The organism is Oceanisphaera sp. W20_SRM_FM3 (assembly GCF_052119705.1).
Lineage (GTDB): Bacteria > Pseudomonadota > Gammaproteobacteria > Enterobacterales > Aeromonadaceae > Oceanimonas.
The window spans coordinates 1-25,158 of the sequence record NZ_JBGQOP010000032.1 but is presented as its reverse complement, the minus strand read 5'-3'; the positions used below and the strand labels follow the sequence as shown (position 1 = coordinate 25,158).

At 48.4% G+C, this 25,158-nt stretch carries 21 protein-coding genes; 10 read left to right on the top strand and 11 right to left on the bottom strand.

Features of this window, described 5'->3' with window-relative positions:
• Positions 1-119: 119 nt before the first annotated feature.
• Positions 120-890 carry a class I SAM-dependent methyltransferase gene (locus ACEN2G_RS13500; protein ID WP_442022412.1) on the bottom strand — a complete coding sequence of 257 codons (771 nt, stop codon included), beginning with the start codon at positions 888-890 and terminating at the stop codon, positions 120-122.
• A gap of 73 nt (positions 891-963) precedes the next feature.
• The gene (gene prlC, locus ACEN2G_RS13495) at positions 964-3,030 is read right to left on the bottom strand and encodes an oligopeptidase A (RefSeq protein ID WP_442022410.1); all 2,067 of its coding nucleotides are present in this window, start codon (positions 3,028-3,030) and stop codon (positions 964-966) included.
• 239 nt (positions 3,031-3,269) lie between these two features.
• Here prlC and gorA point away from each other — a divergent pair, with 239 nt between their 5' ends.
• Positions 3,270-4,622 (top strand): glutathione-disulfide reductase, encoded by a 1,353-nt coding sequence (gorA, locus tag ACEN2G_RS13490; protein WP_442022408.1) that lies wholly within the window; start codon positions 3,270-3,272, stop codon positions 4,620-4,622.
• Between the two features lie 101 nt (positions 4,623-4,723).
• Here gorA and ACEN2G_RS13485 read toward each other — a convergent pair whose 3' ends face one another.
• The 3 genes from ACEN2G_RS13485 to ACEN2G_RS13475 all read right to left on the bottom strand — a co-directional run bounded on the left by ACEN2G_RS13485 (position 4,724) and on the right by ACEN2G_RS13475 (position 6,630).
• Positions 4,724-5,434 carry a Sir2 family NAD-dependent protein deacetylase gene (locus tag ACEN2G_RS13485; RefSeq protein ID WP_442022406.1) on the bottom strand — a complete coding sequence of 237 codons (711 nt, stop codon included), beginning with the start codon at positions 5,432-5,434 and terminating at the stop codon, positions 4,724-4,726.
• Between the two features lie 91 nt (positions 5,435-5,525).
• Positions 5,526-5,987: a hypothetical protein gene (locus ACEN2G_RS13480; protein ID WP_442022404.1), complete on the bottom strand. Its 462-nt coding sequence runs from the start codon at positions 5,985-5,987 to the stop codon at positions 5,526-5,528.
• 286 nt (positions 5,988-6,273) lie between these two features.
• Positions 6,274-6,630, bottom strand: coding sequence for a hypothetical protein (locus ACEN2G_RS13475; protein WP_442022402.1), 357 nt, complete (start codon positions 6,628-6,630; stop codon positions 6,274-6,276).
• A gap of 464 nt (positions 6,631-7,094) precedes the next feature.
• Between ACEN2G_RS13475 and ACEN2G_RS13470 the strand changes: the two genes are divergently transcribed.
• A complete protein-coding gene (locus ACEN2G_RS13470) occupies positions 7,095-8,495 on the top strand; it encodes a DUF2868 domain-containing protein (RefSeq protein ID WP_442022400.1) in 1,401 nt (466 codons plus the stop codon).
• On the top strand, positions 8,488-9,876 hold the full coding sequence (locus tag ACEN2G_RS13465) for a DUF3482 domain-containing protein (RefSeq protein ID WP_442022398.1): 1,389 nt from the start codon (positions 8,488-8,490) through the stop codon (positions 9,874-9,876). Before ACEN2G_RS13470 ends, ACEN2G_RS13465 begins: the two co-directional genes overlap by 8 nt.
• Positions 9,877-10,260: 384 nt before the next feature.
• On the opposite strand, the gene ACEN2G_RS13460 is transcribed toward ACEN2G_RS13465, so the two are convergent.
• Genes ACEN2G_RS13460 through ACEN2G_RS13450 form a run of 3 tightly spaced genes read right to left on the bottom strand, consistent with a single transcriptional unit; the run spans position 10,261 to position 12,017 of the window.
• Positions 10,261-10,779 carry a hypothetical protein gene (locus tag ACEN2G_RS13460; protein WP_442022397.1) on the bottom strand — a complete coding sequence of 173 codons (519 nt, stop codon included), beginning with the start codon at positions 10,777-10,779 and terminating at the stop codon, positions 10,261-10,263.
• Entirely contained in the window at positions 10,779-11,312 is a 534-nt protein-coding gene (locus ACEN2G_RS13455) for a hypothetical protein (RefSeq protein ID WP_442022395.1), read from the bottom strand. Before ACEN2G_RS13455 ends, ACEN2G_RS13460 begins: the two co-directional genes overlap by 1 nt.
• A gap of 9 nt (positions 11,313-11,321) precedes the next feature.
• Positions 11,322-12,017, bottom strand: a complete 696-nt coding sequence (locus ACEN2G_RS13450; RefSeq protein WP_442022393.1) for a hypothetical protein — start codon at positions 12,015-12,017, stop codon at positions 11,322-11,324.
• A 453-nt stretch (positions 12,018-12,470) separates the two neighbouring features.
• On the opposite strand from ACEN2G_RS13450, the gene ACEN2G_RS13445 reads away from it, so the two are divergent.
• Positions 12,471-12,926, top strand: a complete 456-nt coding sequence (locus ACEN2G_RS13445; RefSeq protein WP_442022391.1) for an aminoacyl-tRNA deacylase — start codon at positions 12,471-12,473, stop codon at positions 12,924-12,926.
• Positions 12,927-13,031: 105 nt separating this feature from the next.
• On the opposite strand, the gene ACEN2G_RS13440 is transcribed toward ACEN2G_RS13445, so the two are convergent.
• Positions 13,032-13,514: an FKBP-type peptidyl-prolyl cis-trans isomerase gene (locus tag ACEN2G_RS13440; RefSeq protein WP_442022389.1), complete on the bottom strand. Its 483-nt coding sequence runs from the start codon at positions 13,512-13,514 to the stop codon at positions 13,032-13,034.
• Positions 13,515-13,826: 312 nt separating this feature from the next.
• On the opposite strand from ACEN2G_RS13440, the gene phaR reads away from it, so the two are divergent.
• The gene (gene phaR, locus ACEN2G_RS13435) at positions 13,827-14,411 is read left to right on the top strand and encodes a polyhydroxyalkanoate synthesis repressor PhaR (protein WP_442022387.1); all 585 of its coding nucleotides are present in this window, start codon (positions 13,827-13,829) and stop codon (positions 14,409-14,411) included.
• A gap of 77 nt (positions 14,412-14,488) precedes the next feature.
• Here phaR and phaP read toward each other — a convergent pair whose 3' ends face one another.
• Complete coding sequence (gene phaP, locus ACEN2G_RS13430; RefSeq protein WP_442022385.1) at positions 14,489-15,118, bottom strand: TIGR01841 family phasin; 630 nt, start codon at positions 15,116-15,118, stop codon at positions 14,489-14,491.
• A 1,007-nt stretch (positions 15,119-16,125) separates the two neighbouring features.
• Here phaP and gcl point away from each other — a divergent pair.
• The 5 genes from gcl to ACEN2G_RS13405 all read left to right on the top strand — a co-directional run bounded on the left by gcl (position 16,126) and on the right by ACEN2G_RS13405 (position 22,854).
• Positions 16,126-17,895, top strand: a complete 1,770-nt coding sequence (gene gcl, locus ACEN2G_RS13425; RefSeq protein WP_442022383.1) for a glyoxylate carboligase — start codon at positions 16,126-16,128, stop codon at positions 17,893-17,895.
• Positions 17,896-17,963: 68 nt separating this feature from the next.
• Positions 17,964-18,749 (top strand): hydroxypyruvate isomerase, encoded by a 786-nt coding sequence (hyi, locus tag ACEN2G_RS13420; protein WP_442022381.1) that lies wholly within the window; start codon positions 17,964-17,966, stop codon positions 18,747-18,749.
• Between the two features lie 118 nt (positions 18,750-18,867).
• Positions 18,868-19,755, top strand: coding sequence for a 2-hydroxy-3-oxopropionate reductase (locus tag ACEN2G_RS13415; RefSeq protein ID WP_442022379.1), 888 nt, complete (start codon positions 18,868-18,870; stop codon positions 19,753-19,755).
• A gap of 701 nt (positions 19,756-20,456) precedes the next feature.
• Positions 20,457-21,560: a carboxynorspermidine decarboxylase gene (locus ACEN2G_RS13410; RefSeq protein WP_442022377.1), complete on the top strand. Its 1,104-nt coding sequence runs from the start codon at positions 20,457-20,459 to the stop codon at positions 21,558-21,560.
• A gap of 52 nt (positions 21,561-21,612) precedes the next feature.
• The gene (locus ACEN2G_RS13405; protein WP_442022375.1) at positions 21,613-22,854 is read left to right on the top strand and encodes a saccharopine dehydrogenase family protein; all 1,242 of its coding nucleotides are present in this window, start codon (positions 21,613-21,615) and stop codon (positions 22,852-22,854) included.
• 255 nt (positions 22,855-23,109) lie between these two features.
• Here ACEN2G_RS13405 and ACEN2G_RS13400 read toward each other — a convergent pair whose 3' ends face one another.
• Complete coding sequence (locus ACEN2G_RS13400) at positions 23,110-23,928, bottom strand: IclR family transcriptional regulator (protein ID WP_442022373.1); 819 nt, start codon at positions 23,926-23,928, stop codon at positions 23,110-23,112.
• Positions 23,929-25,158: the final 1,230 nt, after the last annotated feature.

Sequence of the window (25,158 nt, the reverse complement as noted above, 5' to 3'; positions counted from 1 at the left end):
AGGATTAACCCCCAACGCATATGCGCAGCAACTTAATGCTGCTTAAACTGGTGTCTACTTTAGTCGGGCCATTCCAGGCGTACAGCGTATGGCTTACAACGTACCGCTGCCCGTAGGACTTAAAGCGCCTGCTTAATATATAAGTCGAAACGATTGTTCTTGGTTTCTATTTGCGCCACCGGTGGCACTTCATTTAAGAAGCCCGCATAACCCGGGCGCTTTACCACCACTCTGGCGCGTGCCAGCTGCAAGGCCTGTGGCAGCAAAGCATCTGCGTCTAAATCCGGCCCCACTAATGAGTGAAATACGCGCATTTCTTTTTTCACTAAGGCGGCTTTTTTCTTGTGCGGAAACATAGGATCTAAATAGACCACATCGATGGCGTCACCCGTCAAGCCACTGATCTCAGCCAAATTGATGCCGAGCGGTAGCAACTGCATGCGCTCACTCACCCAATCGCCGATTTCGAGATCAAGAGCGGCGCGGCGCAGCCCATCGGCCAAGAGCGCGTGCACCACCGGATGGCGCTCACACAACCAGACCTTGCAACCCAAGGAGGCCAACACGAAGGCATCTCGGCCTAAACCGGCTGTGCCATCTACCACCGTCGGGTTATGGCCTTTTTTTAAGCCCACCGCCTTGGCAATAGACTGCCCACGGCCGCCGCCAAACTTGCGCCTATGCGCAACGGCGCCTTCAACCAAGTCCACATATACGCCGCCTAATTTTGGCTCGTCGAGTTTTTGCAGCTCAACGCGGCCTTGGGTTAACACCAAGGCAAAGGGTGCCATGGCGCTCACGCCCGCCAGCGCTTGAGTCAGCCGCTCGGCTTCGGCCGTTAAGCTGTCGTCTTCTAAAACAATTTGCAGTGAGATCAAAGGTGCTGTCATTCGCTTTACCATTAAAAACGGCTGGCACTGGGCCAGCCGTAAGCTGTATTGCATTATTTACACTGGTAATCGATTACGCAGTGACGTCAGAAGTGATACCTGAACTGATACCTGAGTGGCGCAACAGGGCATCAATTTTTGGCTCGCGGCCACGGAACTGCTTAAACAACTCCATCGGCTCTTTAGCACCGCCCTGCTCTAAAATGGCGTGCAAGAAATCACGGCCCGTTTTAGCGCAGAAGATGCCTTCTTCTTCGAAACGCGAAAACGCATCGCTCGACAGCACTTCGGCCCACTTGTAGCTGTAATAACCCGCCGCATAACCGCCGGCAAAAATATGGGCAAAACCATGCTGAAAACGGTTAAAGCTTGGCGGTGGCAACACGGCTACGGACTTGCGCACTTCGTCCAAAATCATTTGCACTTGGCCGGGCTTGGCGCCATCCGCACTCATGTGCAGTTTAAAATCGAACAAGGCAAATTCTAACTGGCGCAGCATCATCAGCGCCGAATGGTAGTTACGAGCCGCCAACATGCGCTCTAGCAAGTCTGCCGGCAGCGGCTCACCAGTTTGGTAATGGCCGGAAATAAAGGCCAAAGCCTCGGGCTGCCAGCACCAGTTTTCTAAGAATTGACTCGGTAACTCAACCGCATCCCAGGGCACGCCGTTAATACCGGCCACCCCGGCCACGTCGACCTTGGTCAGCATATGGTGAATGCCATGACCAAACTCATGAAACAGAGTTTCCACTTCGCCGTGAGTAAACAGCGCCGGCTTATCGCCAACCGGCCCGTTAAAGTTACAAGTGAGGTAGGCCACCGGCTTTTGCAAGGTGCCATCTTCACGGTAACGGCGACCCATGCAGTCGTCCATCCAAGCGCCGCCCCGCTTATTCGCGCGAGCATACAAGTCTAAGTAGAAACTGCCGCGCAGCTCGCCATCTTCGCCGCAAATATCGAAGAAGCGCACATCTGTGTGCCACACTTCTACGCCAAAACGCTCGGTCACTTTTACACCAAATAAGCGTTTTACGGTTTCAAACAAACCATGAATAACCTTGTTCGCCGGAAAGTACGGGCGCAGCTCTTCGTCAGAAATGGTGTATTTATGCTGTTTTAGCTTTTCGCCGTAATAGGTTACGTCCCAGGCATTTAGCTTATCTATACCGTGATGCTCGCGAGCAAACTCGGTTAATTCCGCTAAATCTGCCTGACCTTGCGGATAAGAACGTTCGGCCAGCTGGTCTAAAAAGTCCAACACCTGCTGCTCGTTTTCGGCCATCTTGGTCGACAGCGATAATTGCGCGTAGTTTTCAAAACCCAGCAACTCGGCTAATTCGTGCTTCAGTGCCAGCGTTTCTTCAATGACGGTGGTGTTATCAAACTCGCCCGCATTCGGGCCTTGGTCTGAAGCACGGGTGCTGTACGCGCGATACACTTCTTCACGCAAAGCGGCATCGTCGGCATACATCATCACCGGCAAGTAAGACGGAATATCCAGCGTAAATAACCAGCCTTCTAGCTCACGAGCCTCAGCCTGCGCCTTGGCGGCGGCTTGAGCTGACTCAGGCAGACCGGCTAACTGGGCCACATCTGTCACCGATTTGGTCCAGGCTTGGGTGGCGTCTAGCACTTGGTTAGAAAAGCGTGAGCCTAAATCAGACAGGCGAGATTTTATCTCACCAAAGCGCTGCTTTTGTGCAGGCTCAAGCGCTATGCCCGATAAGCGAAAATCACGCAGCGTATTATTCACTTCTTTTTGCTGAGCTAGGCTTAATTTTTTAAAATTGTCGCGCGCGGCCAAGCTTTGGTAGGCATCAAACAAGCCTTGGTGCTGGCCCATCCAAGTACTGTATTCAGATAACAGCGGCAAGCACTCTTCATAGGCGACCCGCAATTCTTCGCTGTTGAGCACACTGTTTAAATGACTGGCCGGTGACCAAATGCGCGATAAGCGATCGCCCACTTCTTCTAATGGCGCCACTAGGTTGTCCCAAGTGAACTCTTCATCACGCGCCAGCACGCTTGCTACACGCTTTTTGCAGTCGGCAATGGCATGCTCTAGCGCCGGCTTAATGTGCTCTGGCTTGATCTGGCTGAACGGCGGTAAGCCGTCCATGGTCAGTAGCGGATTAGTCATTTGGGTACCTCTTGGTGTTTTGGCCATCGACTTGCGGTTAAGCAATCGAGGAATACCTCTAACATGGTGATAGCGGAGACAATGTTCAAGCATTTACTGGCCATAAAGGCCAAGTTTCGCCGATAACGCTTATAAAGTGAGCATATTATTAAGCAAGTCTTGGTGTACAATCGCCGATAGCTTAGGCTAGTTTCCATTCTTGCCTCAGATTTTCTCATCTTCCCCTTAGGAGCATATACATGGCACAGCATTTTGATTACATCGCCATCGGCGGCGGTAGCGGCGGTATTGCCTCGGCAAACCGCGCCGCCATGCACGGTAAAAAAGTTGCCTTAATTGAAGCCAAAGACTTAGGCGGCACCTGCGTAAACGTAGGCTGTGTACCGAAAAAAGTCATGTGGTATGGCGCTCAAGTAGCCGATGCCATTAAGTTATATGCCAAGGATTATGGCTTTGATGTCGACCTTAAAAGCCACAGCTGGACCAAGCTAGTAGAAAACCGCCAAGCCTATATTGGCCGTATTCATCAATCTTACGACCGCGTGCTCGGCAATAACCAGATAACCGTTATTAAAGGCTTCGCCAGCTTTAAAGACGCCAACACAGTTCTCGTCAACGGCGAAGAATACACAGCAGATCACATTACCATTGCCACAGGTGGCGAGCCGGTTATCCCGCAGATCCCAGGCGCCGAGCACGGCATTAACTCCGACGGCTTCTTTGCCCTAACCGAACAGCCAAAGCGCGTAGCGGTAGTGGGTGCCGGTTATATTGCCGTTGAGCTAGCGGGCGTGATGAACGCACTGGGTTCAGAAACCCACTTGTTGGTACGCAAGCACTCGCCGCTGCGCGAGTTTGACCCCATTTTGGTGGATACCTTGGTAGAGGCCATGAATACCGAAGGTCCAACACTTCATACCGAGTCTGTGCCTAAAAGCATTGAAAAGAACAATGACGGCAGCTTAACGCTGTATTTAGAAAACGGTAAGCAAGTCACCGTAGATTGCCTGATCTGGGCCATCGGCCGTCGCCCACTGACTGCCAAGCTAAACTTAGCCGCCGCTGGCGTAGAAACCGATGCCAAGGGTTACATCAAGGTCGATGAATATCAAAACACCAGCGCCAAGGGCGTGTATGCAGTGGGCGATAACATTGGTTACGTAGAGCTGACGCCGGTGGCCGTTAAGGCCGGTCGTTTATTGTCTGAGCGTTTATTTAATGGCCAAACTAACGCCAAAATGGATTACAGCTTGATCCCAACCGTGGTGTTTAGCCATCCGCCGATTGGTACCTTGGGCTTAACCGAGCCCCAAGCTAAAGCCGAATACGGTGACGATCAGGTGAAAGTTTACACCTCTACCTTTACCTCTATGTACACAGCCGTTACCGCGCACCGCCAGCCTTGCAAGATGAAGCTGGTCTGTGTGGGTGAAAACGAAACAGTAGTCGGCGTGCACGGCATAGGTTTTGGCATGGACGAAATCCTACAAGGCTTTGCGGTGGCCGTGAAAATGGGCGCCACCAAAGCAGACTTCGACGCTTGTGTGGCAATACACCCAACGGGCGCTGAGGAATTCGTGACGATGCGCTAGATATGGCGCTAGGTATGGCGTTAAATGACGCGCGCTAATACGCATTAACGCATAGCGAAACCAAAAAAGCCGAGCATTTGCTCGGCTTTTTTAATTTGTGCTTACGCTTCATTGGCTGATTTAAGCCAACGGTTCACCAAGTCTGGTACGCAATCTATGGCGCTACCGCGCAAGAATCTAAAACCATAGGGTTTTGACACTATATCCAGATTGATCATATATTTTTCCGCACCTAGCCGTGCATGCTTCAGTATTGAAGCCGCGGGCTCTACTGCAAGTGACGTTCCGACCACCAATACTTTGCCGGCGCTGCGCATATGTTGTTTTGCTTGGGTTAAATTAGGCACTGACTCACCAAACCACACAATATTCGGTCGCAAAAGAGAACCGTCCTCTGCCACATCACTGGCGGATAACGGCTCGTCCCCAATAGGATAAGTTAGACTGGGATCCAGACTGCTTCTCGCCTCAGACAATTTACCGTGTAAATGAATAACCTGAGTTGAACCGGCCTGTTCGTGTAGCTCATCCACGTTCTGGGTTATCACCACCACTTGATAATAATGTTCTAATTCGGCAATCGCCAAGTGCGCGACATTAGCCATGGCGTTGGCCGCCAGCTTTCTGCGTTCATTATAAAATTGATGAACGAGTTCTGGGTTATTTTTAAACATCTCGGCAGACGCAAGCTTTAGAACATTATGGTTCTGCCACAGGCCATTATGATCTCTAAAAGTAGGCAGGCCACTGTCGGCACTTAATCCAGCGCCAGAAAATATTACAATTTTCTGCGAATCAAGCTCCAGCTTCATATTATGCCCTCTCTATTTTTGTGCAAAAAAAGCACTCGCGAGCGCACGAGTGCTTTTTATAAAATTAATTTTATTAAAAGATTATCAATAGTTAAGACAGCCTTGCCGACCTGACCTTGTTATGAGGAGTCTCTGTTTCTCGAATCAAGAAAGCTTCTAATGCATAAGCCATATAAGCGTATTCAGAGGTAAAGCCAATCGTCACGATTTTAGCTAGGCCCCGTTCAGCCCAATCACCTTTAGGTATGTACTTACGCTGTTCTAACGAGACGCTTCTTTGCCCTTCAGCCATACGATGATATTCAGACACCCTGCTCCCTATGCCATGACCACTGTATCGGCCCCCCACTTTGGATGCTCCTACGCCAATGTAGAGCACCTCCTCGTTTTCACTCATAAGCAGGTATACACCTTGGGTATCACCACCGGGCAAGCCGCCTATAAATGCCCAAACATCATTCCATTCAGGCCGAGTGGGCAGATGACTACTCCAGTGCTTTTCAAAGAATGAGTCGGTGAACTCTTTCACGGTATCGAGCATTACTGATGTCATAAGATCTCTTCTTGGTTGCGGTAATTTTTAAAGTTAAGGAATTTAAGTGCCAAGTTCAGCCTTGAGGCCTCACTTGCACTTCTCTCTTTAACTACTCCGTTTAAGGTGTTTTAGAAGGCTTTTTGGGGAGATTTAATTTTTCAAGCTGCAATCTGGCAATAAAAAGCGCGCATTAACTTAAGTTAAATGCGCGCCTTGCTTGTGCATAATCAATCGTTAATTTTTAGCCGCCAATAATGATCCGCGGATAGAAAATAAGCTCGCGACTCACAACGCTAACATTGGCTTAGCGCACCACTTTCCACTCGCCAGCTTTGTTTTTCTTAAAGCTAAATTCTTGCATATTAGTTTGCTGCATACCCATCACGGTAATGGTGGCTTCAACGGTACAGTTATAAATATCGTTGGCCGCTTCTTCACAGCCTTGAGGTGAAATATTGTCAATTTTTGGCATCATGCCATCCATAGCGCCATCAAGACCGGTCCCTTTTAGGCTGCCCGTCACTTGATTCATATCGCTTTGGATCTGCTCTTCCAGCGCCTTACGTACGTCTGCATCTGAAGGCGCGCCACCGCAAGCGGTCAGCACGACAGCCAAGCCAAAAACTAATCCGAGTTTGGTAACGTTTTTTACTGCGTTCATAATTATCCCTATATAGGCGCTTAAGCGTCTTGATGAAATCCATTAAACAACCATAAAAATACAGATACGTAATGGTATTGAGCAAAGGTAAAGAGCATAGGCACTTCATCACATGCATTCAACTGTTGTCCGGAAGAGTATCGGTAGCAGGCTTGGCAAAAAATTCACATCTCTTTGGATCAAAAGTAGGCAATAAAAAACCCGCACGATTTGAGCGTGACTACCGAGGCAGCCATAGGCTTAGCGGGTGTATTATCAAAGATGATAAAGAAGCTTTGTGGTATGAACAAGGTTCGGTGTTATGTCAGCCTCTTTACTCTTCACAGGATATTCATCTTAAAATCGTAACATTTCCGTGGATTCCGTGGGTTCCGTGGCAAAAAGATTGAGCCTTTAAGCATTTACGTTATTCACGCTCTATTCTCAGGCACAATAGCTTTATTACCGCGATGAATGGACTGCTTGTGACTGATCAAAACTCAAACTTACAAACACTCTGGCTCTGCGAAGCCGTGCGGCTACGCGAGGAGCACACAGGCCTGCTAGAAGATAATGAAGCCTGCCGCAAAGCCCGCGCCACTCAAGGATCGCTGGCTGAGCGGCTCAGGGTGCGCGGCTTATTCTTAGCCAAGCGCGATGGTCTCGTGACCGCGCTACAGCACTGGCTGCAAGGCGCGCGGTTGGCGTTATGGTTATTAATTTTTAGTGCGATCATCTCTGGCGTAGTGTTGGCGAAAACCGCGCTCAGCGGTAACCCTGAAGCCATCAATATTTTTTGGGCTCTGTCGGGCTTGATCGGCTTAAACCTACTCAGTTTGCTGGCTTGGTGTTTTAGCTTATTGCTGACCAAACAAACTAGCTCACCGCTCAGCCACGCTTGGCTGTGGCTGAGCAATAAACTGGCGCGCGATGCCAAAGCCGCGCAGTTAGCACCGGCGTTATTGGTATTATTACAACGGCATAACTTGTTGCGCTGGGGCTTAGGCCGCTTGCTGCACGGCTGGTGGCTGATCACCTTAAGCACAGCGCTGCTTTCGCTGATTGCGCTATTGGCGACCCGCAGATATGGCTTTGTGTGGGAGTCCACTATCGTGGCCAGTGATTCCTTTGTGATGCTGGTAAACACACTGGGCAAGCCTGCCGCTTGGCTGGGTTTTGCGCTACCTAACAGCGAGCTGATACAAGTCAGCGGTTTGCACGCCGAAGCGGGTGAAAGCGCAAGGCAGGTTTGGGCCAGTTGGCTGCTGGGCATGCTGTTAATCTACGGCGTGTTGCCGCGCCTTACCTTTAGCCTATTGTGCGAATGGCGCTGGCGTAGTGGTGTTAAGCGCTTGGCCTTTAATGCCAATGATGAAGTGTGGCAGCCATTACATGAGCGGGTGCAGCCCAGCAGCGAGCGCTTAGGCGTAGTAGATGAGGCGCCCTCAGCGCTGCCGAGCACCACGGCAGGCGCACAATTAGCGGGGCACGACGCCGTGTTAGTCGGCATTGAGCTGGATGACAGCATTAGCTGGCCGCCCGAGCAGTTGGCGCCTACAGCTCAGATCCAAGATGCCGGCATAATTGATACCCGCGAACAGCGCCACCAAGTGCTGGAGCAACTGAGCAAACAACCACCGGCGCGACTGCTGATTGCTTGTAATCCCCAGCGCTCTGCAGACAGAGGCACCTTGCATTTAATTGCCGAACTATCACGCACCGCAGCAGAAACTCGGGTGTGGTTATTGGAGCTCAATGCGCCCATTGAGCGACTGACTATCTGGCAGCAACAGTTGGATGAGCTAAACATTGCCCATAGCCGCAGCGCCCCTTGGGCTTGGTTGGAACAAGAGCCAGAGAAAATGGAGGGACAAGCGAATGACTGAGCAAACCGCACCCCTAACACTGGCGGTGGTGGGCCACACCAATGTGGGCAAAACCTCATTGCTGCGCACCCTCACCCGTGATGTGGGTTTTGGCGCTATCTCCCATCGCCCCAGCACGACCCAACATGTAGAAGGCGCGCGCTTGTCGGTGGATGGCGAAGCGCTAATTGAGCTGTACGACACGCCGGGGTTTGAAGATGCGGTGGCGCTCTACGAATACATAGAGCAACTACCCCAATCCGAGCAGCGCCTTGACGGCCCAGAGCAAGTGGCGCGTTTTTTAAATACCAGCGAAGCCCGCCAGCGTTTTGAGCAAGAAGCCAAAGTACTACGCCAGCTCTTAAAATCCGATGCCGGTTTTTATGTGATTGATGCCCGCGAGCCGGTATTGGCGAAATATCGCGATGAACTGGCGATTTTAGCCATGTGCGGCAAACCCTTATTGCCGGTGTTAAATTTTGTAAACGCCCCCGAACAGCGCGAAGCCGCATGGCGCGAAGTGTTAGCCCGCTTAGGTTTACATGCCGTAGTGCGCTTCGACAGCGTGGCGCCCCCTGCCGATGGCGAGCAGCGACTGTATGAAAATTTAAGCCTAGTTTTAGATAGCCAACGCCCACGCCTGCAACGCTTAATTGATCACAATCTTGCCCAAGTACAAATGCGCCGCAAAGCCAGCCAGCGCCTGATTGCCGAGCTATTAATAGACGTAGCTGCCGCACGGCGCAGCGTGCACCCCGACTTATTAGCAGAAGCCATTCAACAGCTGCATAAAGATGTTCGCCAGCGTGAGCAACAATGCGTAGAAGCGCTATTAAAGCTGTACGCCTTTCGTAAAGACGACGCCGAGGCCCAAGATTTACCGCTAGAAGAAGGCCGCTGGGGCGAGGATTTATTTAACCCCGCCACCATGAAGCAATTAGGCGTAAAAGTCGGCGGCGGCATGGCAGCCGGTGCCGCCACAGGTGCAGGCATTGACCTGTTTACCGGCGGGCTAAGCCTAGGTGCCGCCACCGTGCTGGGCGCGGCCATCGGCGGTTTCACCCAAACCTTTCGCAGTTACGGTGAACGTATCAAGGGCAAATGGCGCGGCGAACGCGAACTCACGGTTAATGACAGCACGCTGCGATTATTGGCCATTCGCCAGCAGCGCCTACTTAATGCTTTAGAACTACGCGGCCACGCGGCACAAGAGCGCATTCAAATGGACACGCCTCTGGAGCAGCAATGGCGTAAAGGCGAACTGGCCCCCCAACTAACCACCGCCCGCGCCTATCCGGCCTGGTCGAGCCTGAACGGCCGCAAACCTCGCCAAGATCACGAACGCACCAGCGCCATAGAAACCCTGGCCGCCAGCCTAGCAAAACTGGATGCTAGGGATTAGGGATTAGGGATTAGGGATTAGGGATTAGGGATTAGAGTGATTAAAACAGCGGATTAATGTGCCTGCACAGTATAAGTCGGACAAAGGGCCTGCTCCTCCGACTCGCTTAACCCGCATCCATGCGGCGCTCAGCACATGACGTCCCTGTCATATGATGGTCGGCTGAGCAGATCCCTTCATTCCCCTCGATGCTCCAGCGACGCCTGTTGTAAAGTATGCAGGCAACTCGCTGTTCCAATTTTTGACCCGAGCTGCCTATAATGTGAAAACGTCATATGAATTTCACTTTGATATGGCATCACTGGGGCAGGACTTTCTTCCCAGCCTCCCGACTCAGTGTTTTGCTGCGGAGGGAAAAAGTCGAGTAATAAATTAAAACTTACTCTAGAGCTTTTTGTTAACTTCTTCTAACCACTTTTCATTTAAATCATCAAGAGAAAAAGTGTTTTCTTTTTTCATCCACTCGATTACTAGTTTGACAAGCTTATTTTTCGCTATAGAATTGACATTTTCAGGAATTGTAAATTGCTCTACAATATGCTGACCTACTATACCTAGCTTTTCATGATCCAAGCCCTCAATGTCTTTATGTCTAGAATTGATGGAAGTATAGACGCTATTAGCTTCAGTGCTTTTTATTTGAAGCCCTCTACTTTTTAATTTATCTTCATCTAGCCATATTAAATCTATTTTTGCTGGTTGAGGCATCGACAATGCTAGGCCAACAATTAACTCTTTAACTTTTTCGTCATCAAAGTTAGGTGTACATGATGACCATACAGACAGTGTGTTTGAAGTCGTTCGTGTACAACCAGTTATAGCATCAGCACTATAATTACTAGGTGGTTTATTTATATTCCCCTTCCACTTATTTAGTGAGATCTTCCTTAAAAGTAAGCCCATCAATTAAGCCCTTTTAAATAGGAAATCGTTTCTCGCCTATAAGACTCCAACCATTTACACTCAAAGGCTTTCATTTTTTCTAACTTAGAAGCATGTTCAGGGATTTCCCAAGATTCCGCTAATCTTATACAAGCCTCATTGACGAGTTCACTTTCATGCGATGAACAACCCAAAATAAGTGCGTCACCATGTTGTCTCAGCCACTCATATGGTAGGCATGATGAAACAGAGATTAGTGTAAATAGATATATTTCATTATCGGAAGCAAATAACTGCACCCATGCAGTCGAAAATGCTTCGGTAAATAGGTAAGGGTTTTGCATATGCAACTTTTCAAGATAAAGCTGAGTTTTTGTAATCTCCCCCTCAACAAAGTCATCCGAGATTACGAAAGATATTATTTGTTTAACTGCTCGAATCACCTCCACTCTTGGAAGTGCTTCGAAAGCTAAAGTCGCGCTACTAGATGATGATAAATTAGGTTTAGATGAGCTTCCTGAACCAAACTTAGTATTATAGACAAGCTGTTCCATACTCACTCCTTAAGCATCAAAGTAACGTTTCAGCTCTTCTGATATCCGTAAATTGTTATTTTGTAATTCACTATAAATATCTATACTATCTTGCAACCTAAATCTATTACTTGTGTTTTGATGAATTGTGTTACTATCAAGCTCAAAAATAACAACGTCAGTTTCTTTTCCGCCTTTTAAATAGGGAGTTCTAATTTCTACACGGCGGATCATACTAATGCTATTAATTTCCTCTCTACTAATAGGCAGTTTTCGTTTTTCAACTACACGATTATCCCACTCAAAAGGACTGGCTTGTTTGTAGGTAAACAAAGACTTATATAGTGCTTCGTATTGACCTTCAGAGCCTTCGTAAAATTTAGCATTTAGCATAGAAAGTCTATTCCCTTTTTTAAATGGGAATAGCTTAGCCAACCCATCTATAAGGCGAATAGATAATTTTTTGAAATCTTCTTGTGTCCCACCTTCTTTAAAAATCATAGTTTCATGACTTGGGAACTCAATCCTCAGAGACTGATCTGGGCTTATAAGAACTAAGATATCTTTTTGTTCTCCACTCAATGGATTGAACTCTTTCCCATAAGTTGGAGCTAAATTCAAATCAGGAAAAAATTCAGTTATTGCTCTGATGAGGTCGGGATTCACTTCAATATCAGTATTATTTACGAAAAAATGAAGCTGATGATTTTCATGAAGTAGATTCATTTTATGTCCACTGTGGGAAAATTGATCGATACTATATAGTATACAATTAGTAGATAATTTGAATAGTGAATACTAAAAAGTTTGATGTACAGCCCTTAACCATCCCTTATATGAGCTGGCGCGGTCTCGCGGGTAGACTCGCCTTTGAACCAAAGCGATCACGGAGTTAGGTCTTGCTTTTTGCTACCCACCACACCAATAAGAGAGGCGACTGGGATAACCTCAGCCGACCATCACATGACAGGGATGTCATGTGCTGAGCGTCACAGGGAAGTGCTTGAAGCGTGTCGGAGGAGGTTACCCAGTTGCCTCTTGGCATCTCCATCTTTTCGGCGTGCACCCCAGACGCTGTCAGTCTTGGTTTTCAGTGTTGTCTTCCAGCTGCGAGCTGACCGCTTTCGGCTGGGATCCTATACTTCAACTGATATTCCCTATCAGTCAGGAGGAAGTGTTATGCCTGCTCAACGACTACAACAATACCTAGATCAACAGGGGGTTAAATATCGGGTGATTACCCACTCGCCGGCTTTTACCGCACAAGATGTAGCCGAAGTCGCCCATATACCAGGCAGCGTAATGGCCAAAGTAGTGATTGTGACGCTGGATGGCCAGATGACCATGATAGTGGTGCCCGCCCCCAAAATGATCCATACCGACACCCTAGCCCAAGCCCTGTCGGCGCAGAAAGTGACCCTTGTGCATGAACACGACTTTCGCGAGAAGTTTTCCGACTGCCAAGTCGGTGCCCTGCCCCCATTTGGCAACCTCTATGACATGCCGGTGTATCTCGACACCGAACTCGCCCACCAGAAAGAAATCGTCTTTAGTGCCGGTAGCTACCGTGAACTGTTTAGCCTGCCCATGAAGGACTACCTGAGACTGGTGCAGCCTAAGCAGTTTGCCGACTAGTCCAGCCGTGCGCCGCGTATGCCGCAGCCAACAAAAAGCCGAGCATCTGCTCGGCTTTTTTAATCTTTAACTTACAGCGTAAAGCTTACCGCTTAAGGCTCAAGCTTAGTGGTGGTGACCGCCTTCGCCGTGTGCGTGGCCGTGCTCAAGTTCTTCTTCGGTGGCGGCGCGTACGCTCACTACTTCCAGATCAAAAATCAGCGTTAAACCGGCTAATGGGTGGTTCATGTCTATGTCTGCCATAAACTTACCTACTTTAGCTACCGTCACTTGGCGCTCGCCTTGCTCGGTATGAACGGTGGCCATCATGCCGGCTTTCCAATTTTTAGCACCGTGCAAATGCTTAACCGGTACGCGCTGTATCATGTCTTCTTTGCGCTCACCGTAAGCATCTTCTGGCGCCAAGGTAATGCTAAAGCTGTCGCCTTCGTTCTTGCCAGTTAAGGCAGCTTCTATGCCTTCTAACATGCCGTTATGGCCATGCAAATAGGCCAGCGGCGCGTTGTCTACGTTGGTGTCTAGCGTATCACCTTCTTCACTTTTTAAGGTGTAGTTGAACTGTACTACTGTGTTGTCTGCAACTTGCATCGGAGATCTCATTAGTTGGTAATAAATTTAAGCAGAATAGTAACAGATGGTAAGGCGCGATTCACGACTTGAGAGCAGCGCCCGGCGCCAAGCACCCAGCGCCAAGTAAAAGCAAAGGTCAGTCGCTAATACGATAGCAAAAGTGCTAAGGCAGTTAATATCGAATACCGGGACAAAATACTTAGTCTTCAAGACCGGTGTTTAGCTGAATGCTGGGCGCCGGGCACTTGGCGCTATGTTTTGCCAAATTGAGCACTTTCTGCCTTTGAGATACACTGTTTGTCACAATAGATGGTTAAGAAGCTGGGTCGCATGACAAAATCGCAGGACAATGTCCGTATTATCAAGAAGTATCCGAATCGTCGTCTGTACGATAGCCACACCAGTAGCCATGTTACTTTGGTGGATATTCGCCGCCTAGTACAAGAGCAAGAGCCCTTTCAGGTAGTAGACGCTAAAAGCGGTGAGGATATTACCCGTAGTATTTTGCTGCAGATTATTCAAGAAGCCGAGAGTGATGGTAATCCGATTTTTTCCAGCACCATGCTGAAAAATATCATCTGCTTTTATGGCCCTTTTCAAGGCGTGCTCGGCAGCTACTTAGATGAAAGCATTCAGTCGGTAATCGACATTCAAACGCAAACCGGCTCGCAATCCTCACAAGCCTGGACCGATTTTATGCAAGGCCAAGCGCCCATCATGCAAGATATGATGCGACAGTATGTTGAACAGTCGCGCGACTTATATATGAACACCCAAAATATGTTTGGCCTGTTCGGCGGTTTTGCGGGTAGCAGCACTAAGAGTAAAGACGCGCCAAGCGACGCTCAGTCTGGTAAAGATAACAATTCCGACCAAGATACCGACCACACTCCTGACACAGACGCTAAAAAATAAGCAAAAAAAAGCGATAAGGAATCATCCTTATCGCTTAAGCAGTTACCGCTATTTTTGAAACTAACTAGTAGAGCCTATTAGTTAGCTTTAGAGGCGTTACGTGCGCCTTTAGTTTGCTGCTCTGCTGCAGCTTTTGCTGTAGCCAGATTCTTTTCAGTCGCTTGAGCTACTTCACGAGCGGCTTTCTCAGACTGCTCAGCGGCTTGCTTTACCGCTTGCTCAGCAATAGTAGTGGCGTCTTTAGTCGCAGCTTGTGCCTGACCAAATACTTGGTTGGCGTTAGATACGGCTGATTTGAATGCTGTTACTGCGTGCTCGCTGCCTGCTGGCGCTTGACCGGCAAGCTTTTCAACTGCTTCATTGATCTGCTCGCTACCTTTAGCTACTTGCTCTTCAGCAAACTGGCTAACTTGCTTTTGGCTGTCAGTTAATACTGCCAACACTTCGCGGTTAAAGTTCAGTTGCTGGTCTAACGCTGCAGTTGGGCTAAAGAATTCATTTTGCAATTCAGCAAAATCTTTGGCATCACGTACTGCGAACAATTTGTTTGCAAACTCAAACTGGCTGCTTACTAACTTAGTGAAGGCGTTTTGCTGCAGCTGACCCAGTTTGGTGGCGTTGGCGATTAGGCCGTTAGTTAAATTTTGTACTACCTGCAAATTTTCTTTTTGAGTCGCTTGCAGCTGTTCGGTATTGAATAATGACATTGTATATCTCCAGAAGAATGGGGAGGCATTAAGCCTGATACGCCTGCAAGAAAAACATCATTTCGCTACTTTCTTGGCTAAGGCGTGAAATGATTGTGCACTGCACAATAGAGATTGGCAAGTTTTTATTTGTGCAGTGCACAAAAAAGGTTAGAAGCAGCGGTAAGCCTTCAGCTTTAAGCTTTAAGCTATCAGTTAAAACTCAGCATTCGAGGCGGAGCCTGCTGCGCAGGCTAAAGCACGCGACTACAACAGACATTGCAAAGCAACAGCTTTGCTGCACCATGCAGACCACGGCGTCACCGTCTTTTGTTTAGTTCGGCGCTGCCCTTTCAAATCTGACCACTATTATTTCGTAAGGGATAAAGAGCAGTACTTGGGTGCGCAGTGAGTTTAGTGCAGCTCAAAGGCCAAATTGAGTTTTCCTCCCCACGCCTCACTCTTCACTCTTCACAAAGCAAAGCGGCTTCTGACAGCTGACCGCTTAAAGCTGATAGCTCTCCGAAGGGGCTAAGGTTAGCAGTAGGTAGATAAAGCGCTAACGAACTATAGAATTTAATGAGTAAATTGTTCACACAGTTGTAATCAAAATACGTAGCGAATGTGCTTTTTGTCATATTATTGCTATGCTGTGCCTCGTAGGTTTTGCTAGCCCTCTGCTTTATCACTCAATTTGTTCTTCCACCTAAGCGATACCGATACCCGTCGGCAACGCAAAAAGTGCAGCCTTATTGATGCAAGACAGACTGAGTAGCAAGACGCTGCCATAGAATTAACACAATGATTGTGCAAAATAGCCTGAGTCTACCGTTTGGACATTTCGACAATTCCACATTGTAAAAATGATTTCCAAAAATTGGTTGATCGTCACAGTATTTTTTGTATGATCACGCTAAGGGTTACTGATTTATCTTCGCTTTATAGGCGAAACCAGTAACCACTATCCCTAGATTAATAACCATGGTGCCGAGAGCACCTCAGATGAGTGGATACCGATTATGGCTAAAATGAAAGCAATCGAGGCAGTCGCCAAAATCCTTGAGCTTGAAGGTGTAACTAAAGCCTTTGGCGTTCCCGGCGCCGCGATTAACCCTTTCTACGCAGCATTGCGTGGCTTAGGTTCAATTGAACACGTACTGGCTCGCCACGTTGAAGGCGCGTCACACATGGCTGAAGGCTACACCCGTGCAAACCCAGGCAATATCGGCCTGTGTATTGGTACTTCTGGCCCTGCCGGTACCGATATGATCACTGGTTTGTACTCAGCTATGGCTGACTCGATTCCAATTTTGTGCATCACTGGCCAAGCGCCACGTGCTCGCATGCACAAAGAAGACTTCCAAGCGGTAGACATCGAAGCTATCGCTAAGCCAGTAACTAAGTGGGCTATCTGCGTAATGGAGCCCGCTCAGTTGATCGGTACTTTCCAGCAGGCATTCCACATCATGCGTTCTGGCCGTCCAGGTCCTGTTCTTATCGACATGCCGTTCGACGTACAGATGGCTGAGATTGAATTTGACGCTGAAGCTTACGTGCCAATGATCCCGTACAAGCCAGCTGCAACTCGTATCCAAATCGAGAAAGCGCTGACTATGTTGAACGAAGCTGACAAGCCGCTGTTGGTATCTGGTGGTGGTGTTATTAACGCCAACGCAGACAAGCAACTGACTGAGTTTGCTGAGCTGGTAAACGTGCCAGTAGTTCCTACTCTGATGGGCTGGGGCACTATTCCAGACGACCACGAGCTGATGGCTGGTATGTGTGGTCTGCAGACTTCACACCGTTACGGTAACGCCAACGTACTGGCATCTGACTTCGTGTTGGGTATCGGTAACCGTTTTGCTAACCGTCACACAGGTTCTGTTGATGTTTACACCAAGGGCCGTAAGTTCGTCCACGTAGACATAGAGCCTACTCAGATTGGTCGCGTATTCTGCCCAGACTTGGGTATCGTATCTGACGCAGGCGTAGCTCTAGATCTGTTCTTAGAAGTTGCTAAAGAATGGAAAGCCGCTGGCAAGTTGAAAGATCGTTCTGCTTGGGTTGCTGAGTGTAAAGAACGCAAGAGCACCATGCAGCGTAAGACCAACTTCGACAACGTTCCAGTTAAACCACAGCGTGTTTACCAGGAAATGAACAAAGTATTTGGTCGCGATACGACTTATGTATCTACCATTGGTTTGTCACAGATTGCTGCGGCTCAGTTCCTGCACGTATACAGCGCACGTAACTGGATCAACTGTGGTCAGGCTGGCCCTCTGGGTTGGACTATCCCAGCGGCGTTGGGTGTGGTTGCTGCAGACAAGTCTCGCAACGTTGTTGCCATCTCTGGCGACTACGACTTCCAGTTCATGATCGAAGAATTGGCCGTTGGCGCACAGTTTAAACTGCCGTACATCCACGTACTGGTAAACAACTCTTATCTGGGTCTGATCCGTCAGGCACAGCGTGGCTTCGACATGGACTTCTGTGTGCAGTTGTCTTTCGAAAACATCAACTCTCCTGAGCTGGGCGAGTACGGTGTTGACCACGTTAAGGTTGTTGAAGGTCTGGGCTGTAAAGCAATCCGTGTTTACAAGCCAGAAGAAATCGCTCCTGCACTGGAACAAGCTAAGAAGTTGATGGCTGAATTCTCTGTACCAGTAGTAGTTGAAGTGATCCTTGAGCGTGTAACCAACGTTTCTATGGGCGTTGAAATTGACGCAGTTAACGAGTTTGAAGAATTAGCAGCAAAAGGCGTTGATGCGCCAACCGCTACTATCTCTTTGCTTGATTAATTAATACCTTAAAGCCCAGCCGCTTGGCTGGGCTTATTTTTGCCCCCAAATTAATGAAGGACATTGTTATGCCTAAATTAGCTGCCAACTTGTCTATGCTGTTTACCGAAGTGGCCTTTATGGACCGCTTTGAAGCCGCCGCTAAGGCTGGCTTTAAGGGTGTAGAATATCTGTTCCCTTATGCTGAAACCGCACAAGACATTAAAGCCCGACTGGATGCCAATGGTCTGACTCAGGTGTTGTTTAACCTGCCAGCCGGTAACTGGGACGGCGGCGAGCGTGGCATTGCTTGCCATCCAGATCGTGTTGAAGAATTCCAAGCCGGTGTTGATAAGGCCATTGAATACGCTAAAGTGCTGGGCAACACCCAGATCAACTGCTTGGCTGGTATTCAGCAAGCTGGCGTGTCTTACGACCAAGCTGAAGCGACCTTTGTTGCTAACCTGAAATTTGCTGCTGACAAACTGGAAGCTGCTGGTATCAAGTTGGTAATGGAAGCGATTAATACTATCGATATTCCAGGTTTCTTCTTGAACAACACTAAGCAAGCGCAATCTATCCGCGAAAAAGTGGGTAGCGCTAACCTGTATTTGCAGTATGACATTTACCATATGCAAATCATGGAAGGCGACTTGGCCCGTACCGTTAAAAACAACCTGAGCAACATCAACCACGTACAGTTGGCTGATAACCCAGGTCGTAACGAGCCAGGTACCGGTGAGATCAACTACGAGTTCTTGTTTAAGTACTTGGACGAAGTAGGCTACGACGGTTGGATTGGCTGCGAATATAAGCCAGCTACCACCACCGAAGCCGGTCTGACTTGGTTGAAGAACTACGCCAGCCTGAACTAAATCTTTGACCGTGTAGCACCGCAACAGTTGCATTGCAACACGGCAATTCTTAAAGGTATGAGGCGCCAAGCTCATTGCACGGCGTTAACTAACCCCACAAGTTAATAAGGAATTTACGATGAAGATAGGTTTTATCGGTACCGGTATCATGGGCAAGCCAATGGCTGAGAACCTGCAAAAAGCAGGTCACACCCTTTATTTCTCTGAGCATTTCAACGAAGCTCCAGCTGACTTGGTAGGCGAGCACGGTATTGCTTTGGCAACACCTAAAGCCGTTGCAGAAGCCGCTGAAATTATCATTACCATGGTGCCCGATACCCCACAGGTTGAAGACGTACTGTTCGGTAAAGACGGCGTGGCTGAAGGCCTGTGCGCTGGCAAAATCGTAGTAGACATGTCTTCTATCTCTCCTATCGCTACCAAAGTTATCGCCAAGCGCGTTAACGAAACTGGCGCCGACTACTTAGACGCTCCAGTATCTGGCGGCGAAGTGGGTGCGATCAACGCAACCCTGACCATCATGGTTGGTGGCGAGCAGTCAGTATTTGACAAAGTTAATCCTTTGTTCGAAATCATGGGTAAGAACATTACTCTGGTAGGCGGTAACGGTGACGGTCAGACTACTAAAGTAGCGAACCAAATCATTGTTGCACTGAACATTGAAGCAGTTGCAGAAGCACTGGTATTCGCTTCTAAAGCGGGCGCAAACCCAGCCAAGGTGCGTGAAGCACTGATGGGTGGTTTCGCTTCTTCTAAGATTTTAGAAGTGCACGGCGAGCGTATGGTTAAGGGTACTTTTGACCCAGGTTTCCGTATTGCTTTACACCAGAAAGATCTGAACTTGGCTCTGACTGGCGCACGTGAACTGGGTGTTTCTCTGCCTAACACTGCTGGCGCACAAGAGTTGTTCAACACTTGTAACGCTCTGGGCGGTGCTGGTTGGGATCACTCTGGTTTGATCAAGGCGCTTGAGCACTTGGCTAACCACAACATCCGCGGCGAGTGATATTGCCGTTTGCCCGCTAATTTAGGTTGGCGGGCAGTTAAGAATCGGGGCAGGCAAAGATAAGTACGAGCTTTCACTCAGGGGGCTTTGTGTAAGATCTTAATTATCAGCGCGCTGCCCCACCTTCTTTTAAGAGACAGCTGTACGTTTAACGCTGTACGCCTTACGTATTACACCTCACGCTTTACTCTCCTGTTTTAACCTCGCACAAAAAACATACGCTAAAAAACTGAAAACATCGCTTTACGTGGTACGCCTTACGCCGTCCGAAAAACCTTCTTGCTGCGCAAGACTTGCAGCTAAAGCGCAAGGCTACAGGATGCGCAGTGTATCTATGGCTCTTGCTGTCTTCCTGATGCACATCAGGATCTCGATCTAAATACTCAGCAATAAAAACAAGATACGGTTGTCAGCTAGGTAAAACGGCAGAGGCCGACGTGTTTATCTCTAACGGTCGGCGTACAGCGTCCGACGTAAAGCGCTCATCATCCGACTAAATAAATGCCAATTATGGCGAACATGGTGTGCATAGAAACCGATATTGCACAGAAAACATGCCCGTTTGTATCTCTTTATGGCCACAAAAGCGGCAAAGGCCGATTTAGCTCGAAGCTGCTCACCCTTTCTACTATAATCATGCGCTTCAAATTTTCCTGTGTTCCCGCCAGGTGGATAAACGCAGTCAAGAGGGTATGACCTAGTTGATAAAAACTCCGTACTATCTCATCGATAAAGCCGCATTGTTGCGCAACATGGAAAAGATCGCCTATGTACGCGAGCATTCCGGTGCCAAAGCTTTGCTGGCCTTAAAATGCTTTGCCACCTGGTCGGTATTCGACTTAATGAGTCAATACATGGACGGCACTACCTCATCTTCACTTAACGAAGTGAAACTGGGCAAACTGAAGTTTCCAGGCGAGACTCACGCTTACAGCGTGGCCTACGCCGACGACGAAATAGCCGAAGTATTAGCCCACAGCGATAAAATTATTTTTAACTCTATTGGCCAGCTCACCCGCTTTGCCGATGAGTCTACTAATCATGTGCGTGGTTTACGCTTAAACCCCGGCGTGTCTAGCTCCGCCTTCTTAATTGCCGATCCCTCCCGCCCCTTCAGCCGTTTAGGTGAGTGGAATGCAGAAGAAATCACGCCAGTGCTGGAGCAAATTTCGGGTTTTATGATCCATAACAACTGTGAGAACAATGACTTTGCCTTGTTCGATCATATGCTAACTGACATAGAGGCTAAGTTTGGCGACCTGCTTAAGCGCCCGAACATTACTTGGGTGAGCTTAGGCGGGGGTATTCACTTTACTGGCGACGATTATCCTATTGATCACTTCTGTGCACGTCTTAAGGCTTTTAGCGAGCGTTACGACGTGCAGCTTTATCTTGAGCCAGGTGAAGCTTCTATTACCCAGACCACTACACTAGAAGTCACGGTGCTGGATACACTTTATAACGGTAAGCAATTGGCGATTGTCGACAGCTCCATTGAAGCACACATGCTGGATCTGCTGATTTATCGCGAATCGGCGAAGATGGCGCCTAATGACGGCACGTTAGAGTACATGATCTGCGGTAAGTCTTGTTTAGCCGGCGATATTTTTGGTGAGTTTAATTTTGAACAGCCACTTAAAGTGGGTGATCGGTTGTCGTTTATCGACGCCGCCGGTTACACCATGGTGAAAAAGAATTGGTTTAATGGCGTGAATATGCCTGCCATTGCCATACGTCAGCTCGACGGTAGCGTGGAGTTGGTTAAGGAGTTTAGTTTCAACGACTTTGTAAACAGCCTCTCCTGAGGCATGAATCAACTATAACAGAGCCTTTTAAGGAGGCGGTTAGAGGAAAAAAATGAAAAGAAACGTTCTGATTATTGGTGCCGGTGGTGTTGCCCAAGTTGTTGCTCATAAATGCGCACAACATAATGATGTTCTGGGTAACATCCACATCGCCTCGCGCACCGTCGATAAGTGCCAACAAATTGTCGACAGCGTACAGGAAAAGGGCAGCTTAAAAACTGCCGGCGACTTGGAAGCTCACGCATTGGATGCGCTAAATATAGAAGCCACCAAAGCGTTAATTAACAAAACACAGTCGCAGATGGTGATCAATGTCGGTTCGCCTTTCATTAATATGTCGGTATTACAGGCGTGCATCGAAACCGGTGCCGCTTATATGGATACCGCTATTCACGAAGACCCCGATAAAGTTTGTGAAAATCCACCTTGGTACGCTAACCATGAGTGGAAACGCAAACAGCTGTGTGCCGATAACGGCGTAACCGCCATCTTGGGTGTCGGTTTCGATCCGGGTATGGTAAACACCTATGCCGCGGCAGCAGTTAAAGAAGGCTACTTCGACCGCGTGGAGTCCATCGATATTATCGACATCAATGCCGGTCATCACGGCCATTATTTTGCTACTAACTTCGATCCTGAAATTAACTTCCGTGAATTTACCGGTCGAGTTTGGTCTTGGCAGAATAATGCTTGGGTAAAAAATAAGATGTTCGAAGTGAAGCGTACCGACGACTTACCCGTGGTCGGCATGCAAACCAGCTACATGACGGGCCACGACGAAATACACTCTTTGTCGCACCACTTAGACGTGCCGACCGTGCGTTTTTGGATGGGCTTTGGCGAGCACTACATTAACGTATTTAACGTGCTTAACAGCCTAGGTTTGTTATCTGAACAGCCAGTTAAAACCGCCGAAGGCTTAGAAGTAGTGCCGTTAAAAGTAGTGAAAGCCATATTGCCGGACCCAGCTTCCTTAGCACCTAATTACACCGGCAAGACCTGTATTGGCGACTTGGTTAAGGGTAAAAAAGACGGTAAAGACAAAGAAATATTCATCTATAACGTCAGCGACCACGAAGCGGCCTATGAAGAAGTCGGCAGCCAAGGTATTTCATATACCGCAGGCGTACCCGTAGTCGCCGCCGCCCTCTTAATCGCCAACGGCGAGTGGGATGTATCGCGCATGGTGAATGTAGAAGAGCTGCCACACCGCCCTTTCATTAACCTGCTTAATGACATGGGCATGCCAACGCGTATTAAAGACGAACAAGGCGATCGCCCACTGAGCTTCTAAACAGACGCGTTGAGTGCGATAAGCGAACAGCAACAAGGCCAGTCATCAGACTGGCCTTGTTATTGGTTTTAAAACGGTAAAGAGCATTTTTTGCCACACCTCTTTACTACGAAAAGCACAGAAACTATGGACGAATAAAACAAATAGGTAGAAAGCCCTAATCTTGTCAGGCCGAAGTGATGACCCAGTAAACATTCGCCCTAATCTTTATCTTAACTTTCAGTGGGTTCCGTGGATTCCGTGGCGAAGATGTTTTTATTTTTTAGGAACTTTGCCGCCAATGGCCAGCGTCACCTCTTGTGCCGCATCTACCACTAGCTGGCTTAAACTCTCTAAGCGCTCGCGTTTTACTCGCACTGCTGGGCCAGAGATAGAGATGGCCGCCACCGCTTCACCGTATTCGTTGTAGATATTGGCAGCGATACAACGCAGGCCTTCAAATTGCTCTTCGTCGTCTAACGAGTAGCCTTGTAGCTTTATATGTTGCAACTCTGCCGCGAACTGCTCGGCATTGGTAATAGTGTGCTCGGTAAAGGCCACCATATTGGTTTGCTTAATTAACGCCATGGCATCTTGAATGGGCACCACAGATAACAAGGCCTTACCCACACCCGATGCATGCAAAGGCGAGCTGCTGCCTAACGACACCACCATGCGCATGGTTTGCGGTGATTCCACCTGCCCCACATACACGACTCTGTCTTGCTCAAGAATAGCCAGATTAGAGGTTTCACCGGTCTCAGCCACTAAGCGCTTCATAAATGGCCGAGATTGCGCAATCACATCGCGTTTTTTTAGGTAGGCGTTGCCGACCGCAAAGGCGTTCACGCCTATGCTCCATAAGCCTTGCGTGTCATCTACGTCCACGAAGTCGTGGCTACGCAAGCTATTAAGCAAGCGATGCGTGGTAGAAGGCGCGAGATCTAGGCTATTGGCCACTTCGGTGAGTGACATGCCCATATCCGAGGCCGCCAAGCATTCGAGCAGCAATAAGGCGCGCGACAGCGACTGCACTTGAGTGGCACTGGTCGGCTTGCTAGCTTTGGTTTTTTTTATGTTTACTTCTTCGGTCATGATATTGCCATGATCTACAGAGACTTAGGCCATTGTAGGGCTATTTTGCCGTTAAGTCCTGTTTGTGAGGTGAATACCGTGAGGAGTAAATAATGAGACATGAGGTGAAAGCGGGATGTATGGGCATTGGGTGATAAGTTTTTCCGTCTTCCTGATGGGCATCAGGAAGACGGCAAAGGATGGTGTTTGTAGAAGCCTGCTTTAGCTGGCTGGTGGTGCGTAGCGCCACGGATTGAATATGATATTTATACCAATCTAAGTAAAGAAGTGGCCTGTTTAAGCGAATCACAAAGATAAGTGCCGCCCTTGTAGTCCCACGCTTCAGCTGTGGGTCTTGCAAAGCAAGAAGGCTTTAAACATTCCCGCTAAGACGGGACTAGCAGCTGAAGCGCTAGACTACAAAACACCGTCCAGCCTGACTTTAGGTGTTGTATTCACTAAGAGTGATAATACTGATCAGCTAGTTTTACAGAATGGTATTAATCATACTGCTGCGCAGAATTTCGCAGCTAAAGCAGCGGCTACAAAAGACGGTGACGAGATGTGCTACCAAGCTGCGCCGTGCCAAAGGCAATGTTGAATGCTTAATTTTGAGTGTTGAATTAAAAACTAAATGCTCAGAGCTCAACATTTTATTGAGTGGATTGTTCCCTTTACGCTTCACCCTTTACCTAAAATCCAGACGAAAAAAAGCCAGCTACTTGAGCTGGCTTTTTAATTGGTCGGCGTTACAGGATTCGAACCTGCGAAAACACCCTCTCTGGTCCAACTTATTCCTAAGTGACGAGATGCGCTTAATACCGTGAAGAGTAAATGGTGAAGAGTGAAGCGAACAGACAGTGCAAGATACAAGGTCCAATCCAGTCTAGCCCAGCCCAGCCCCGTAAGAGTTGCTGTTTGACTTGGTTCTACCCTTCACTCTTTACGCTTCACCCTTTACCTAAAATCCAGACGAAAAAAAACCAGCTGTTAGGCTGGTTTCTTTAATTGGTCGGCGTTGCAGGATTCGAACCTGCGAAAACACCCTCTCTGGTCCAACTTATTCCTAAGTGATGAGATGCGCTTAATACCGTGAAGAGTAAATGGTGAAGAGTGAAGCGAACAGACAGTGCAAGATACAAGGTCCAATCCAGTCTAGCCCAGCCCTGCCCCGTAAGAGTTGCTGTTTGACTTGGTTCTACCCTTCACTCTTTACGCTTCACCCTTTACCTAAAATCCAGACGAAAAAAA

Bases quoted from the DNA above. Each gene is read 5' to 3' on its own strand.
- ACEN2G_RS13465 (WP_442022398.1), top strand. From the start codon at position 8,488: ATGACTGAGCAAACCGCACCCCTAACACTGGCGGTGGTGGGCCACACC.
- ACEN2G_RS13475 (WP_442022402.1), bottom strand. From the start codon at position 6,630: ATGAACGCAGTAAAAAACGTTACCAAACTCGGATTAGTTTTTGGCTTG.
- ACEN2G_RS13450 (WP_442022393.1), bottom strand. From the start codon at position 12,017: ATGAATCTACTTCATGAAAATCATCAGCTTCATTTTTTCGTAAATAAT.
- ACEN2G_RS13455 (WP_442022395.1), bottom strand. From the start codon at position 11,312: ATGGAACAGCTTGTCTATAATACTAAGTTTGGTTCAGGAAGCTCATCT.
- phaP (WP_442022385.1), bottom strand. From the start codon at position 15,118: ATGTCATTATTCAATACCGAACAGCTGCAAGCGACTCAAAAAGAAAAT.
- ACEN2G_RS13480 (WP_442022404.1), bottom strand. From the start codon at position 5,987: ATGACATCAGTAATGCTCGATACCGTGAAAGAGTTCACCGACTCATTC.
- ACEN2G_RS13405 (WP_442022375.1), top strand. From the start codon at position 21,613: ATGAAAAGAAACGTTCTGATTATTGGTGCCGGTGGTGTTGCCCAAGTT.
- prlC (WP_442022410.1), bottom strand. From the start codon at position 3,030: ATGACTAATCCGCTACTGACCATGGACGGCTTACCGCCGTTCAGCCAG.
- phaR (WP_442022387.1), top strand. From the start codon at position 13,827: ATGACAAAATCGCAGGACAATGTCCGTATTATCAAGAAGTATCCGAAT.
- gorA (WP_442022408.1), top strand. From the start codon at position 3,270: ATGGCACAGCATTTTGATTACATCGCCATCGGCGGCGGTAGCGGCGGT.
- ACEN2G_RS13415 (WP_442022379.1), top strand. From the start codon at position 18,868: ATGAAGATAGGTTTTATCGGTACCGGTATCATGGGCAAGCCAATGGCT.
- gcl (WP_442022383.1), top strand. From the start codon at position 16,126: ATGAAAGCAATCGAGGCAGTCGCCAAAATCCTTGAGCTTGAAGGTGTA.
- ACEN2G_RS13445 (WP_442022391.1), top strand. From the start codon at position 12,471: ATGCCTGCTCAACGACTACAACAATACCTAGATCAACAGGGGGTTAAA.
- ACEN2G_RS13500 (WP_442022412.1), bottom strand. From the start codon at position 890: ATGACAGCACCTTTGATCTCACTGCAAATTGTTTTAGAAGACGACAGC.
- ACEN2G_RS13460 (WP_442022397.1), bottom strand. From the start codon at position 10,779: ATGGGCTTACTTTTAAGGAAGATCTCACTAAATAAGTGGAAGGGGAAT.
- hyi (WP_442022381.1), top strand. From the start codon at position 17,964: ATGCCTAAATTAGCTGCCAACTTGTCTATGCTGTTTACCGAAGTGGCC.
- ACEN2G_RS13440 (WP_442022389.1), bottom strand. From the start codon at position 13,514: ATGCAAGTTGCAGACAACACAGTAGTACAGTTCAACTACACCTTAAAA.
- ACEN2G_RS13485 (WP_442022406.1), bottom strand. From the start codon at position 5,434: ATGAAGCTGGAGCTTGATTCGCAGAAAATTGTAATATTTTCTGGCGCT.
- ACEN2G_RS13400 (WP_442022373.1), bottom strand. From the start codon at position 23,928: ATGACCGAAGAAGTAAACATAAAAAAAACCAAAGCTAGCAAGCCGACC.